The 13222-nt window shown below is 65.5% G+C and carries 15 protein-coding genes; 11 read left to right on the forward strand and 4 right to left on the reverse strand.

Features of this window, described 5'->3' with window-relative positions:
* Positions 1 to 79: 79 nt before the first annotated feature.
* The 8 genes from AC6IY7_RS08080 to AC6IY7_RS08115 all read left to right on the forward strand — a co-directional run bounded on the left by AC6IY7_RS08080 (position 80) and on the right by AC6IY7_RS08115 (position 6487).
* The gene (locus AC6IY7_RS08080; RefSeq protein ID WP_497782808.1) at positions 80 to 526 is read left to right on the forward strand and encodes an endonuclease domain-containing protein; all 447 of its coding nucleotides are present in this window, start codon (positions 80 to 82) and stop codon (positions 524 to 526) included.
* Positions 527 to 673: 147 nt separating this feature from the next.
* On the forward strand, positions 674 to 1951 hold the full coding sequence (locus AC6IY7_RS08085; RefSeq protein WP_497782541.1) for a glycerate kinase type-2 family protein: 1278 nt from the start codon (positions 674 to 676) through the stop codon (positions 1949 to 1951).
* Positions 1952 to 2000: 49 nt separating this feature from the next.
* The gene (locus tag AC6IY7_RS08090) at positions 2001 to 2174 is read left to right on the forward strand and encodes a hypothetical protein (protein WP_497782542.1); all 174 of its coding nucleotides are present in this window, start codon (positions 2001 to 2003) and stop codon (positions 2172 to 2174) included.
* Positions 2175 to 2184: 10 nt separating this feature from the next.
* On the forward strand, positions 2185 to 2943 hold the full coding sequence (locus AC6IY7_RS08095; RefSeq protein ID WP_497782543.1) for a metal ABC transporter ATP-binding protein: 759 nt from the start codon (positions 2185 to 2187) through the stop codon (positions 2941 to 2943).
* Complete coding sequence (locus tag AC6IY7_RS08100) at positions 2933 to 3802, forward strand: metal ABC transporter permease (protein WP_497782544.1); 870 nt, start codon at positions 2933 to 2935, stop codon at positions 3800 to 3802. Before AC6IY7_RS08095 ends, AC6IY7_RS08100 begins: the two co-directional genes overlap by 11 nt.
* Before the next feature lie 3 nt (positions 3803 to 3805).
* On the forward strand, positions 3806 to 4726 hold the full coding sequence (locus AC6IY7_RS08105; RefSeq protein ID WP_497782545.1) for a metal ABC transporter substrate-binding protein: 921 nt from the start codon (positions 3806 to 3808) through the stop codon (positions 4724 to 4726).
* 86 nt (positions 4727 to 4812) lie between these two features.
* Positions 4813 to 5364, forward strand: coding sequence for a DUF3617 domain-containing protein (locus tag AC6IY7_RS08110; RefSeq protein ID WP_497782546.1), 552 nt, complete (start codon positions 4813 to 4815; stop codon positions 5362 to 5364).
* A 10-nt stretch (positions 5365 to 5374) separates the two neighbouring features.
* On the forward strand, positions 5375 to 6487 hold the full coding sequence (locus AC6IY7_RS08115) for a CobW family GTP-binding protein (RefSeq protein WP_497782547.1): 1113 nt from the start codon (positions 5375 to 5377) through the stop codon (positions 6485 to 6487).
* Between the two features lie 191 nt (positions 6488 to 6678).
* Here the strand turns inward: AC6IY7_RS08115 and hisS are convergent, their stop codons facing one another.
* From hisS to AC6IY7_RS08130, 3 genes are read right to left on the reverse strand one after another with little or no spacing between them, the layout of a single operon-like run.
* The gene (gene hisS / locus AC6IY7_RS08120) at positions 6679 to 8169 is read right to left on the reverse strand and encodes a histidine--tRNA ligase (RefSeq protein ID WP_497782548.1); all 1491 of its coding nucleotides are present in this window, start codon (positions 8167 to 8169) and stop codon (positions 6679 to 6681) included.
* Positions 8170 to 8209: 40 nt separating this feature from the next.
* A complete protein-coding gene (locus tag AC6IY7_RS08125) occupies positions 8210 to 8662 on the reverse strand; it encodes a GIY-YIG nuclease family protein (RefSeq protein ID WP_497782549.1) in 453 nt (150 codons plus the stop codon).
* 4 nt (positions 8663 to 8666) lie between these two features.
* On the reverse strand, positions 8667 to 9215 hold the full coding sequence (locus AC6IY7_RS08130) for a DUF4274 domain-containing protein (protein WP_497782550.1): 549 nt from the start codon (positions 9213 to 9215) through the stop codon (positions 8667 to 8669).
* A gap of 451 nt (positions 9216 to 9666) precedes the next feature.
* Here AC6IY7_RS08130 and AC6IY7_RS08135 point away from each other — a divergent pair, with 451 nt between their 5' ends.
* Positions 9667 to 10974, forward strand: a complete 1308-nt coding sequence (locus AC6IY7_RS08135; RefSeq protein ID WP_497782551.1) for a TIGR03808 family TAT-translocated repetitive protein — start codon at positions 9667 to 9669, stop codon at positions 10972 to 10974.
* Positions 10975 to 11036: 62 nt separating this feature from the next.
* Entirely contained in the window at positions 11037 to 11834 is a 798-nt protein-coding gene (locus tag AC6IY7_RS08140) for a DUF1217 domain-containing protein (protein WP_497782552.1), read from the forward strand.
* A gap of 13 nt (positions 11835 to 11847) precedes the next feature.
* On the opposite strand, the gene AC6IY7_RS08145 is transcribed toward AC6IY7_RS08140, so the two are convergent.
* Positions 11848 to 12282, reverse strand: coding sequence for a hypothetical protein (locus AC6IY7_RS08145; RefSeq protein ID WP_497782553.1), 435 nt, complete (start codon positions 12280 to 12282; stop codon positions 11848 to 11850).
* Between the two features lie 208 nt (positions 12283 to 12490).
* Here AC6IY7_RS08145 and AC6IY7_RS08150 point away from each other — a divergent pair, with 208 nt between their 5' ends.
* Positions 12491 to 13144, forward strand: coding sequence for an outer membrane protein (locus tag AC6IY7_RS08150; RefSeq protein WP_497782554.1), 654 nt, complete (start codon positions 12491 to 12493; stop codon positions 13142 to 13144).
* Positions 13145 to 13222: the final 78 nt, after the last annotated feature.

Genomic DNA, 13222 nt, shown 5'->3' on the forward strand with positions numbered 1-13222 from the left:
GTCGGATGAAGGTCCTCGCATGTCTGCGCGAGTCTCGAAGTCCAAGACAGCTTTCGCTCGGCGTTTGCGGCGCGAGATGATGAATGCGGAGGACATCCTCTGGCGTTCGTTGCGCGGCTCTGGGCTCGACGGCTTGAAATTCCGGCGGCAGGTCCCGATCGGGAATTATGTCGCGGATTTTCTCTGCATCGAACACCGGCAGATCGTCGAGCTAGACGGCCGGCCCCACGAGAACGAAGACCAACGCCGCCATGACGCGTTCGCGACCGCTGGCTGCGGGATCAAGGCTACCAAGTGCTCCGCCTCGACAATGACCTCGTCATCGGCGGAGGGAATATTCCGTTGGAGTGGATTCGGGAGGCGATCAAGACGATCGCCAATCGTCCCGAGCCCTCATCCGACCCGACTTCGTCGGGCCACCTTCTCCCGCGAGTGGGAGAAGGGAGAACACGAAGATCCTAGGGCGCCTCTTCCTTCTCCCGCAGGGCGGGAGAAGGTGGCCCTCGCGTCAGCGAGGGTCGGATGAGGGCCGGGGAAGAGAATCGGATTCCGTTGGAAACTCTTCGTGAGGCGGATAGAACGATCGCGGAGCGGCGCGAGCCCTCATCCGACCCGGCTTCGCCGGGCCACCTTCTCCCACGAGTGGGAGAAGGGAGAACACCGAGGCTTAGGAATGTCTGACGATTATCGTGGTCTTCTCCGCGCCATGTTCGACGCCGCCGTCGGCGCGGCGCATCCGTCCGTCTGCCTGCCGGCCTTTCTCGAGAAGATCGAGCCGCCCAAAGGCCGCACCATCGTCGTCGGCGCGGGCAAGGCTGCCGCCTCCATGGCCGCGGCGGTCGAAAAGCATTGGCCGCATCCGATCGAGGGCCTCGTCGTTACCCGCTATGAGCATGGCGCCCCTACTTCCAAGATCGAGGTGATCGAGGCCTCCCATCCGGTGCCGGACGCCGCTGGGCGCGCCGCCGCGGGCCGCATCCTCGCGAAGGTTCAGGGCCTCACGGAAGACGATCTCGTGCTCGCGCTCATTTCCGGCGGCGGCTCGGCGCTGATGGCGCTGCCGGCGGACGGCGTCAGCCTCGAGGAGAAGCAGGCCGTCAACAAAGCGCTCTTGAAGAGCGGCGCGACCATTTCCGAGATGAATTGCGTGCGCAAGCACCTTTCCGCGATCAAGGGCGGCCGCCTCGCACGCGCCGCGGCGCCGGCCAAGGTGGTCGCGCTGCTGATCTCAGACGTCCCCAATGACGATCTCTCCGTCATCGCCTCCGGCCCCACCGTGCCGGACCCGACGACGCGTGAGGAGGCGCTCGCCGTCCTCGCCAAATATAAAATCGACGCCCCCGCCGCCGTGCTCGCGCATCTGGCCAAGCAAGATTGCGAGACGCCCAAGCCCGGCGACAAGATTTTCGACCGGGTGGAGAATATCCTCATCGCGACGCCGCAAGGCTCGCTGGACGCCGCCGCCGAAGTGGCGCGCAAGGCCGGCTTCACGCCGCTCATCCTCGGCGATCTCGAGGGCGAATCGCGCGATGTGGCGCTGGTCCATGCCGGCATAGCGCGTCAGATCGCCCGCCATGCGCAGCCGATCGCGCCGCCGGTCGCCATCATCTCCGGCGGCGAGACCACCGTCACCGTGCGCGGCAATGGCAAGGGCGGTCGCGACGCGGAGTTCCTGCTGGCGCTGACGCTGGCGCTCGAGGGCTTCGGCGGAATTTCCGCCATCGCCTGCGACACGGACGGGATCGACGGCAGCGAGGACAACGCCGGCGCGATCATGACCGCCGATTCTTTCGCGCGGGCGGCGGCGCAGGGCGTCGACCTCAAGGCGCTCTTCGCCAATAATGACGCCTACACCGCCTTCGAGAAGCTCGGCGACCTCCTCGTCACCGGCCCGACGCGCACCAATGTGAACGACTTCCGCGTCATTCTCGTGCCCGGCCGGGCGAGCTGAGGGCATTCCGAGCTTGCCGACGACTGGTGTAATAATATAACATTCGGGAATGAACCGTCCGCAATCGGCGATCTTCCAAAAGGCCGCGCCCGCCGCTCATTCGCACGGCGAGCGCGCCCGCGATCGCATCTCGCTGCTGCGGCTGTCGGCGGCCGAGCGGCTCCTGGCCGCCGCCGCCGTGCTGGCGCTGCTGTGGGCGGGCGTCTATTGGGCGCTGAACTGAGGCGCGACTCATGAGCGCTGGCGCGATTCGGCTGGACAATGTGACGCTCGGCTATGAGCGCTGGCCGGCCGTGCATCATCTTTCCGGCGTCGTCGAGGCCGGCGCGGCGCTCGCCGTTTGCGGGCCCAATGGCGCGGGCAAATCCACACTGTTGAAAGGCCTCGCCGGCCTGCTCGCGCCGATCGGCGGCCGCATCGTCTGGGACGGGCTGTCCCCCCACGATATCGCCTATCTGCCGCAATCCGCCGAGATCGACCACGCTTTTCCGATCGACGTGCTGGATTTCGTCTCGATGGGCGCGATGCGCCGCATCGGCCTCTTCGGCAGCATCGGCCGGGAGGAGCGCGCGCGCGTCGCGGCGGCGCTCGCCGCGGTCGGGCTCGAGGGATTCGAAGATCGCCAGATCGGGACGCTCTCCGGCGGCCAGATGCAGCGGGCGCTGTTCGCGCGGCTTCTCGTCGAGGACAGTCCGGTCATTCTGCTCGACGAGCCCTTCGGCGCGATCGACGCCAAGACGATCGACGATCTGGTGAAGATCATCGCGCGCTGGCGCGAGGAGCGCCGCACGGTGATCGCCATTCTGCACGATCTGGATCTCGCCCGCCGCGCCTTTCCGCGGACGCTGCTCCTGGCGCGTGAGCCGATCTTCTGGGGCCCGACGCGCGAGGCGCTGTCCGACGCGCGCCTCGCCGAGGCCAGCCGCATGGTCGAGGCTTTCGATCGCGACGCGGAAGAATGCCGGCGCGACGAGACCCCCCATGCTGCATGATCTCTTCGTCGCGCCTTTCGCCGATTATGAGTTCATGCGCCGCGCGCTCATCGGCGCGGTGGCGCTCTCCATTTCCGGCTGCCCGCTCGGCGTGTTCTTGATTCTGCGGCGCATGTCGCTCGCCGGCGACGCGCTCTCCCATGCGATATTGCCGGGCGCGGCGATCGGCTACCTGACCTGTGGCCTGTCGCTGCCGGCCATGACCTTCGGCGGGCTCGTCGCCGGCCTCGCCGTCGCCGTGGCGTCGAGCGCGGCGGCGCGCTGGACGGCTTTGCGCGAGGACGCCTCGCTCGCCGCTTTCTATCTGGTGTCGCTCGCGCTCGGCGTCGCGCTCGTCTCGCTCAAGGGCTCCAATGTCGATCTTCTGCATGTGCTCTTCGGCTCGGTGCTGGCGCTCGACGACGCCACGCTGATCTTTCTCGCCGCGATCGCCAGCTTCACTTTGTCGGCGCTCGCGCTCGCCTATCGGGCGCTGGCGCTGGACACTTTCGATCCCTTGTTCGCCCGGCGCATCGGTCCGCTCGGGGAATGGATTCCCTTCGCTTTTCTGGCGCTGGTGGTGCTCAATCTGGTGGCCGGATTCCATGCGCTGGGCACGCTGATGGCGGTGGGAATCATCATGCTGCCGGCCGCCTCGGCGCGGCTGTGGACGCGCGATCTCACGATGACGCTCCCGCTGGCGGCGGCGATCGGCGTGGTCTCCTCCTATTTCGGCCTGGTCCTGTCCTTCCGCTCCGGCCTCGCCGCTGGCCCGGTCATCATTCTCGTGGCCGGGGGCGCCTATTTCCTCTCGCTGATTTTTGGACGGACGGGCGGAATCATTCGCCTGCGGAGGCCGAGCCGACATTTGGAGGGGTGACGCATGGACCCGTTTCTCGAGACGCCCGCCGCCCTGTCCCGCACTCTGTCCCGCCGCGCGCTCCTCGGGGCGCTCGCCCTATTCGCCGCGCCGCTTCGCGCCCAGCCATCGCCGCCGCCGCGGCTTCCCGTCGTCGCGAGCTTTTCCATTCTCGGCGATCTCGTCCGCTCCGTCGGCGGCGCCCGCGTCGATGTCACGACCATTGTCGGGCCGGATGGCGACGCTCATGTCTATCAGCCGAGCCCGCAGGACGGCCGTCGTCTCGCCGCGGCGCGGCTCGTCTTCGTCAACGGCCTCGGTTTCGAAGGCTGGATCGATCGGCTCGTCGCCGCCTCCAAGACCAAGGCCCGAGTCGTAACCACGAGCCGCGCCGTGACGCCCCGCAAGGACGGGGAGGGGATCGATCCGCACGCCTGGCAAGATGTCGCCAATGTCAAAATCTATGTCGCCAATATTCGCGACGCGCTCATCGACGCCGATCCAGAGGGCGCGGAGCTCTATAAGGCCAACGCCGGCCATTATCTCACCGCGCTGGGCGTGCTGGACGCCGAGATCGTCGCGGCGATCGGCGCCATTCCGCAGAGGCGTCGCCGCGTCGTCTCCACCCATGACGCTTTCGGCTATTTCGCGGCGCGCTATGGCGTCGAGTTCATCGCGCCGCAGGGCGTCTCTACCGACGCCGAGGCGAGCGCGCGCGACCTCGCCCGCATCATCGATGCGGTGAAGACGCATAAGGTCGCGGCCGTGTTCCTCGAGAATATCGTCGATCCCCGCTTCGCCCGGCGCATTGCCGCGGAGACGGGGGCCAAGATCGGCGGCACGCTCTATTCGGACGCGCTTTCCGCGCCCGATGGGCCGGCCCCGACCTATCTCCGGCTGATGCGCCACAATGTGAAGGAATTGACCGACGCGCTCGCGCCGTGAGGCCTCGGGCCGGCCCCTTTCGGCCCGATTTTCGTCTATACTCGGCAAAGGCGCGCCGACGATCGCGCGCCGCGGAGCCCTATCCCATGCGATTTCATGTCCCTCTCGGCGCAGCTTTTTGCGTTCTCGGTCTCCCTGTCCTCATGGCCGCGGCGGATGAAATTCCGCATCGCAAGGCCGGGCTGTGGCGTATCGAGCGGATGACGCAAGGCGCGCCGTCGCGGTTCGGCCCGATGGAAATGTGCATCGACGAGAAGACCGACGACATCATGCGCCAGCGCATGGGCGATCAAGAGCAGAAATGCGAGAAGATCAGCTTCAGGCGCGACGGCGACAAATATCGCGTCAGCTCCATCTGCAAAATCGAGCAGACGGTGGCGACGACGGAAGGGACCTTCACCGGGAGCTTCGACTCCGCCTATCGCGCCGAGCTTCATGTCACCTTCGACCCGCCGCTCCATACGCGGGCCGCTTCCGATATCGTCATGGAGGCGAAATGGCTCGGTCCCTGCAAGCCCGGGCAAAAGCCGGGCGACATAGACGCGCCGGGGCTCAAAGCCCTCGGCGGCCCGGGCGGCCAGATGAATGTTCAGGAGCTCATGAAGATGCGCGATCAGCTCCGCAAAGGCGCGCAATAGGAGATACGCCTTGACCGACAAGATTCCCGTCACCGTCCTGACCGGCTATCTCGGCGCCGGCAAGACGACTCTGCTGAACCGCATCCTCACCGAGCAGCACGGGCGGCGCTACGCCGTCATCGTCAATGAATTCGGCGAGATCGGCATAGACAATGACCTCGTCGTCGGCGCCGACGAAGAAATCTTCGAGATGAACAATGGCTGCATCTGCTGCACCGTGCGCGGCGATCTCATCCGCATCATCGAAGGACTGCTGAAGCGCCGCGGGAAGTTCGACGCCATTATCGTCGAGACGACAGGCGTCGCCGATCCGGCGCCGGTCGCGCAGACCTTCTTTGTCGACGCCGATGTGAAAGAGGCGGCGCGGCTCGACGCCGTGGTGACGCTCGCCGATGCGAAGTTTCTGCTGCAACGGCTCGCCGATGCGCCGGAGGCGAAGAATCAGATCGCCTTCGCCGATGTCATCGTGCTGAACAAGACCGATCTCGTGACGCGCGACGAGCTCGCCGAGGTCGAGGGACGCATTCGCGCGATCAATCCCTACGCCACGCTGCATCATGCGGTGAATGCGCAGGTGCCGATAGAGGCGGTGCTGGAGCGCAACGCCTTCGATCTCGATCGCATCCTCGAATTCGAGCCGCATTTCCTCGAGTCCGAGGATCACGATCACCACGACCATGAGCATGATCATCATCACGATCACGCTCACGATCATGAATGCGGGCCGGACTGCGGCCACGATCATCACGATCATCACGAGCATGGCCACGCAGATCATCACGATGATCATGGCCACGGGCTGAAGCATTATCACGACGAGGAGATGGGCTCGGTTTCGATTCTCCACGAGGGCGAGGTCGATCCCAACATCTTCGTGCCCTGGCTCAATGAATTCGTGCAGCGCGAAGGGGCGGATATTCTGCGCTGCAAGGGCATCGTCGCTTTCACCGACGAGCCGAAGCGCTTCGTCTTCCAAGGCGTGCATATGATTCTGGACGGCGATCTCCAGCGCGACTGGCGCCCCGACGAGAAGCGCAGCGCGCGCCTCGTCTTCATCGGCCGCAAGCTGAAGGAAGAAGCGATCCGCGCGGCCTTCGAGAAGGACGTGCTGCGGCGGATGTAGTTCGTCGATAATCGTCGTGCGCGACTCCTTCTCCCCTCGTGGGAGAAGGTGGCCCGGCGAAGCCGGGTCGGATGAGGGCTCTTCGTGAGCAGGAGACCACAAAGAACGTGCGGTGGTCCCTCATCCGTCGCGCATTCGCGCGACACCTTCTCCCGCGAGGGGAGAAGGGGCGCGAATGCGCGACGCCGCTGTTATCCCTGGCGCGTCAGCAGCGCTTTGATCTGCTCCACCAGCTCGCTCTCCGGTGCGGAGAATTGCGCCGGACGCGCCGATTTCCATTCCTCATTGGTGGCGATGGCGGCGCTGGCGCGGGCGCCGGCGATCAGATCCTTGATCTGCACCTCGCCCTTGGCGCGCTCGTCCGAGCCCTGGATCACCACGGCCGGGCTGTTGCGCTTGTCGGCGTATTTCATCTGCGCCTTCATGCCCGAGGAGCCGAGATAGAGTTCCGCCGCAATTCCGGCATTGCGCAGCGCGGCGACCATGCGCTGATAATCGGCGATATGGTCGCGGTCGAGCGCGAGCACCACCACCGGGCCGAGTCGCGTCGTCGCCGAGACGACCGGGCTTCCAACCAGCTTCAACGCCGCATAGAGGCGCGAGACGCCGATCGAAAAGCCCGTCGCCGGGGTGTTCTCGGAGCGGAAGCGGCCGATGAGCCCGTCATAGCGCCCGCCGCCGCCGACCGAGCCGAAGCGCACTGGATGGCCCTTCTCGTCCTTGGTCTCGAAGGTCAGGTCGGCCTCGAACACCGGCCCCGTATAATATTCGAGTCCGCGCACGATGGAGGGGTCGATGCGGATGCGGTCCGGGCCGAAGCCGGCGTCGCGCACCAGATCCTCGATCTCGAGCAATTCCTCGGCGCCCTCCGCCCCGACATTGCTGCGGCCGAGCAGCTCGAACAGGCCGAAGCGCGGCTCGCCGTCCTTATATTGCCCGCCCAGCGTGAAGGAGAGGATCGTCGCCACGGCGTCGTCGGGAAGGCCGGCGCCTTTGGTGAAATCGCCGCTCTCGTCCTTGCGGCCGGGGCCGAGCAGCAGCTTCACGCCCTCGGGGCCGAGCCGGTCCATCTTGTCGATGGCGCGCAGCACGATGAGGCGGCGGCCGGCGTTCTCCTCGCCCTCGAGGCCGATCGCCTTCATCACCCCGTCCAGCACTTTGCGGCTGTTGATCTTGATGACGTAATCGCCGCGCGGGATGCCGAGCCGCTCCAGCGTGTCGGCGGCCATCATGCAGATTTCCGCGTCGGCGGCCGGCGAGGCCGCGCCGACGGTGTCGGCGTCGAATTGCATGAATTGGCGGAAGCGCCCCGGCCCCGGCTTCTCGTTTCGATAGACATTGCCGAAGCGATAGGACCGGAAGGGCTTTGGCAGCCGGTCGAAATTCTGCGCGACATAGCGGGCGAGCGGCGCCGTCAAATCATAGCGCAGCGACAGCCATTGCTCGTCATCGTCCTGGAAGGAGAACACGCCCTCATTGGGGCGGTCCTGGTCGGGCAGGAATTTGCCGAGCGCATCGGTATATTCGATCGCCGGCGTCTCCAGCGCCTCGAAGCCGTAGAGCTCATAGACGGAGCGGATGACGTCGAGCATTCTGCCCGTCGCCGAGAGCTCGGCGGCGTCGCGGTCGGCGAGGCCGCGCGGGGAACGCGCCTCGATCTTGGATTTTTTTTCGTCTGACATTTTTTCGTCTGACATGGGGTGCGCCTTTTCGGCGCTCTTCCTAGCATTTTTGCGCGGCGAGGAAAGCCGGGCCTTCGCCCATGGGCCAGAACAGCAGATGGCTGCGGCAGCGCGGGCAGTCCGAGGAGCCGAATCCCGCGAGCGGGACCGGCAGCGCAGCGAGCGCGGCGACGAGGTCGCATTCGCCCATATCCCGCGTGATCCAGGCGCCGAGCGATTCGCCGGCCTCGGTCAGCTGGTCGATATGCCAGCGGCGCCGCTTGCCCTGCCGCATATGGCGGGCGAGGCGGGCGCGCAGGCCACCCGGCCCTTTGGCCGAGCCGCAATAGAGATAGCGCCCCGGCGCGAGCGTCGCTCCGCTGCGGCCCGCCTTGGCCGCGAGCGGGCGCGACAGCTCGACGAGCAGCACATAGGCGCCCGGCGCGGCCGGGGCCTCGCGCGCGGAGCGAATGAAAGAGAGCGCGGGAAGTCGTTCGGGAGCGTCGGCGGTCACGCCATCAGCGTGCGCCGTGCGGCAAATCCTCGAAGAAGCCGTTTCTGACGCCATATTTCAGGCCGAGCCTTCTTCCGGCGATCGAAATTCGCATTTCCGGCGGAATGACGAGGTCGAGCGCCTTCCGGTCGAAACCGGCCGGCAGACGGGCTTCCCGGCGCAGAGCTTCGACCGCGTCGAAGCCGATCGTCGCCGTCCGATAGAAGCCGTTGACATAACGCATTCTGATCTCGCCGATCAAATCGAAGGCGCGCTTCATCCGATCCGGAACGCTGTCGCGATCGCGTCCATAGTCGAGCAGCAGGCCGGGGCGGGCGAGATAGAAAATTCCGAGCGCGGTGGCTTTCTCGCAGCGCGCCTGCCGCATGATCCAGAACAAGGGCGCGTCGCCGAGATCGCGATTATGGCCGAGAATCATTCTGTGCCAATCGTCGGTCGAGGCGAGCGGCAGCCAATCGGCGATGAATTGCGCATATTCGCCGTCGCCCGGCTCGCGACTCGCGGCGCGCTCCTCGACCCAGCGACGCAATAGATCGTCGACTGCGAGCGGCATCGGGGAAGGACTCCTGATCGGCGAAACGAGGAAGCTGCGGCGCGCGACCCGCCGAATGATTCTTCCCGCATGACGCATTTTCGGGATAGAAAAGGGGCTCCCCGCCCCGCGCGTGCGCGAGACGGGGAGTTTGGACAACACCGTGAGAACCTGAACCGCAAAGAGACCGACCTCGACGGATGAGGCCGCGCTCCGGAGGGAAGAGCGAGATCGAAGGGAGAACCGCCTCTCCGGACAGAGCGATGTCGCAAGTCGCAGAGCCTTCGAGGCGGGACCTTAACTTGTTCTTTGCAAGACGATTACCCGTTTGGGCGCTCTCTTTATGCCTCGTCTCGTTATGTAACGCAACTACATAAACAAGGCAGCCTGCCCAATTTGGCGTGCAGCCGGCGCCGAAACAACCGGCAATTCGGGCTCGACGCGATGCGTCTCTCGAGCTAATCGGGCGCTGGTGCGGCAGACCCGACGAGAAATTTTCGCCTATGGAGCGGCGGGCATCGCCGCCCTCGCGGCGTCCGCGCGCTCCCACGCCGCCGCGCCCGATGCGACCCAATGGCTGCGCCGGCGCCTGAGCGAGACGGCCCGCGCGGGCGGCGCGCTGCGCCTGCCGGCCGGCGTCTTGCGCATTCGCCCGATCATGATCGAGGACGAGGTCACGATCCTCGGCGCCGCCGGCGGGACCGTGTTGCAGGCGATCGAGCCCGGCCCTTTGCTGCGCGCCGCCAATGTCGCGGCGCTGACGCTCGAGAATTTGCGTTTCGAGGGCGCCGGCGCGCGCTTCGCCGATCCGAAACAGGGTCTCCTCGATCTCGCAGATATTCCCAGGCTCGCGATCCATGGTTGCGCGATCCGCCGCTCTGGCGGACGGGGGATCAATCTCCTGCGCTGCGGCGGCCGTTTCGCGCAGAATATTGTCGAGGATGTGCGCGACGCCGGCTATTTCTCGCTCGACGGACTCGGCGTCGACATAGACAATAACAAGGTGCGCCGCTGCGGCGACAATGGCGTGCAGGTGTGGACCACCGCGGCCGGATGCTATGAGGGCTCGCGCATCCGCAATAATGAGATCAGCGATATTCGCAATCTCTCCGGCGGCGATGGCGCCTTTGGCAATGGCGTGAGCATTTGGGGCTCCGGCTTCGTGCGGGTGGAGAAGAATGTCATCCGCCGCTGCGCCTATACGGCCGTTCGCAATAACGCCGGCCATGACGTCGAGGTCGCCGGCAACGACTGCTCCGGCTTCGGCGAGCGCGCGATGTATGCGGAATTCGGCGCCAAGCGCGCGACATTCCGCGACAATAAAATCGACGACGCCGGCGCCGGCATAGCGCTGGCCAACGCCGAGCGCGGCACCGACATCGGCCTCGTGATCGGCAATCAAATCACCGGCCTGCACGCGACGCATCCGGACGATGAATTCGGACCCGCGATGAGCTGGCTCACCGGAATAGAGGCGGAGAGCAATGTCGAGATCGCCGGCAATACGGTGGTCGGCGGCTGGATGGGCGTGCGCTGCGGCGGCTATCGGCAGAACATCCGCGTCGAGGGCAATCGCCTCGTCGACAATGATTATGGCGTGACCTTCCAGATCGGCGAGGGCGTCGGGCCCGCCGTCATCGCGCGCAACACGCTCATCGGCGCGAAAAAGGCGGCGATCGCGGCAATCGCCGGCCAGGATATTCTGCCGGGAGACGTCGCGCGGCCGGGCGCCGCGGCGAAATATCCCCGGCTCATCGTCGAGGCCAATGAGCTCGGCTGAAACTTAACCATGCGTCAACGACTTCCGGGGCATGATCGACAGCCGCTTTCTGGAATGTCTCCATGACGACGCTCTCCACCTATCTGCAGATCGCCAATAATCAGTCCAAATGGCAGGCGATCACCGCCAAATCGCCGGACGTCGCGACGCAGACGCAATATTTCAAGGACAATATCGGCAAGGTGACGTCGGCCGACGCCTTCATGAAGGACACGCGGCTGTTCAATTATGCGATGACCGCCTTTGGCCTCGGCAGCATGACATACGCCAAGGGCTTGATGCAGAAAGCGTTGGACGGCGGCGTCTCCAGCAGCTCGGCGCTCGCCAACACGCTCAACAACGCCAACATAAAGGCCTTTGTGACGGCCTTCGACTTCGCCGACAATGGCGAGACGACCACATCTTCCTCGACGCTCGTCGACAATGTGGTGAGCCGCTATACGGAGCAAGCGCTGGAGACGAGCCAGGGCCAGCAGAATCCCGGCGTGCAGCTCGCGCTCTATTTCCAGCAGCGCGCGCCGAGCCTGACCAGCGTCTATGGCATTCTCGCGGACAGCAATATTTTGACGGTCGTGCAGACGGCGCTCGGCATTTCGTCGAGCACCTCGTCGCAATCGATCGACACGCAATATCGGCTGCTGTCATCGAAGGTGAATCTCGCCGATTTCAAGGATCCGACGAAGCTGCAGCAGTTCATCTCCCGCTTCTCCGCCCAATATGACTATAACAATGGCGGCGCCGCCAATTCACAGAGCTCGCTGCTCTCGACGCTGTTCGACACGTCGAGCTCCGGGTCGAGCTTTGGACTCGACTCGAGCCTGCTGCTGAGCGTGCAGGGGACGAAGTTCGGCTATTTCTGATCGCGCGCGAGCGCTACAGAATATTCACCGTGACGTTGAAATGCGCGACGCCGCCCGAGCCCGTGTACCAGTCATAAGAGAAGGTGTCGGTCCCGGAGGCGTTGGGATTGGCGTGGTAGAAAAGCTTCGTCCCGGGCACGCGCTGGGTGTTGCAACGCGACCGCGGATTGGCGGGACGGAAATAGGCGTAGCCGGCCTCGTGCCGGATATCGACCCGCCCCTGTGACGGCGCCTGGGTGAGGGTGACGCGATCGGGGCTGTCGGCGCGCGTGCAATCGGGATTGATCTTGGCCGCAAAGCCGAGCGAGGCGGTGGAGCCGCGCGGAACGGAGATCGTCCGTTGCACCGAGGCTTGGCTGCCGCCAGCGTAGATATAGGCGCGCGGGCCGGCGTTGCAGGCGGAGAGGCCGAGCGCGGCCGCTAATAGAGCGATGCGAGGAAAGGACATTGCCGGAAATCCATTGGGGAGCGACGACGCTTTTCTAGCGCGAGCGCATTTTGTCCACAATAGCCGCGTTCGAGTTCGACCGTCGCCGATCCGTCGGAAATTCGGCGCGACTTCGCCGCGAGCCGGAAATATTTCCAACCTGCCGGACAAACGAAAGAAATCCTGATCGACGAAGCCAAAGCGGGGGCGTCGAAACGAGGATTTTTTCATGAAGCATGACAATAGGGCTCTGGCTCTGGCCGCAGTTTTCTCCTCCGGCGCGGCCTTGGCGGCGGATCTGCCGTCTCGCAAAACCGCCTTCGATCTGCCCCCGACGCCGCCGGCCTTCGCCTGGAGCGGCGTCTATGCGGGTCTCGACATCGGCGCCGGCTCGCTCGCCTCCGGCAAGTCGGACATCGGCGTCTCCGGCGGCGGCCTCGTCGGCTATAATCATCGCATCGGCCCGCTCTTCGTCGTCGGCCTCGAGACCGACATCCAGGGAACGAGCCTCAGCGGCCGCGGCGGCGCGGACCCTCTCGGCCTGCGCCCGCCGGGAGGCGCGCGGACGCTCCCCTGGTTCGGGACCGTCCGCGGGCGCGCCGGCGTCACCGGCTTCGATTCCCGCGTTCTCTTCTATGGAACCGGCGGCTTCGCCTATGGCGAGACGAGCGGAGACGTCCGCGAAGGCTGGACCGCGGGCGGCGGCGTGGAATGGGCCTTTGCGCCGCGCTGGTCGGTCAAGACGGAATATCTCTTCACCGATCTCGGAAAAGGCGGCGGTCGCGACCCCGGGGCCGCGCGTGGCGGCTCGGATTTCCACACGGTCCGCGTTGGCGTGAACTATCATTTCGATTTGTCGAAGCTGCCGGGCGGCGCACGCTGAAGCGCTTGCTCCGAACGGTTCGACTTGCTAAATAAATCGGTGGATGGCTGGCGGGGTTTCCCTTCCAGCCTTCCCGTT

The sequence above is a fragment of the Methylosinus sp. is20ea genome (assembly GCF_059718135.1).

Bases quoted from the DNA above. Each gene is read 5' to 3' on its own strand.
- AC6IY7_RS08150 (WP_497782554.1), top strand. From the start codon at position 12,491: ATGAAGCATGACAATAGGGCTCTGGCTCTGGCCGCAGTTTTCTCCTCC.
- AC6IY7_RS08145 (WP_497782553.1), bottom strand. From the start codon at position 12,282: ATGTCCTTTCCTCGCATCGCTCTATTAGCGGCCGCGCTCGGCCTCTCC.
- AC6IY7_RS08130 (WP_497782550.1), bottom strand. From the start codon at position 9,215: ATGCCGCTCGCAGTCGACGATCTATTGCGTCGCTGGGTCGAGGAGCGC.
- hisS (WP_497782548.1), bottom strand. From the start codon at position 8,169: ATGTCAGACGAAAAAAAATCCAAGATCGAGGCGCGTTCCCCGCGCGGC.
- AC6IY7_RS08090 (WP_497782542.1), top strand. From the start codon at position 2,001: ATGAACCGTCCGCAATCGGCGATCTTCCAAAAGGCCGCGCCCGCCGCT.
- AC6IY7_RS08105 (WP_497782545.1), top strand. From the start codon at position 3,806: ATGGACCCGTTTCTCGAGACGCCCGCCGCCCTGTCCCGCACTCTGTCC.
- AC6IY7_RS08140 (WP_497782552.1), top strand. From the start codon at position 11,037: ATGACGACGCTCTCCACCTATCTGCAGATCGCCAATAATCAGTCCAAA.
- AC6IY7_RS08095 (WP_497782543.1), top strand. From the start codon at position 2,185: ATGAGCGCTGGCGCGATTCGGCTGGACAATGTGACGCTCGGCTATGAG.
- AC6IY7_RS08100 (WP_497782544.1), top strand. From the start codon at position 2,933: ATGCTGCATGATCTCTTCGTCGCGCCTTTCGCCGATTATGAGTTCATG.
- AC6IY7_RS08110 (WP_497782546.1), top strand. From the start codon at position 4,813: ATGCGATTTCATGTCCCTCTCGGCGCAGCTTTTTGCGTTCTCGGTCTC.
- AC6IY7_RS08080 (WP_497782808.1), top strand. From the start codon at position 80: ATGAATGCGGAGGACATCCTCTGGCGTTCGTTGCGCGGCTCTGGGCTC.
- AC6IY7_RS08085 (WP_497782541.1), top strand. From the start codon at position 674: ATGTCTGACGATTATCGTGGTCTTCTCCGCGCCATGTTCGACGCCGCC.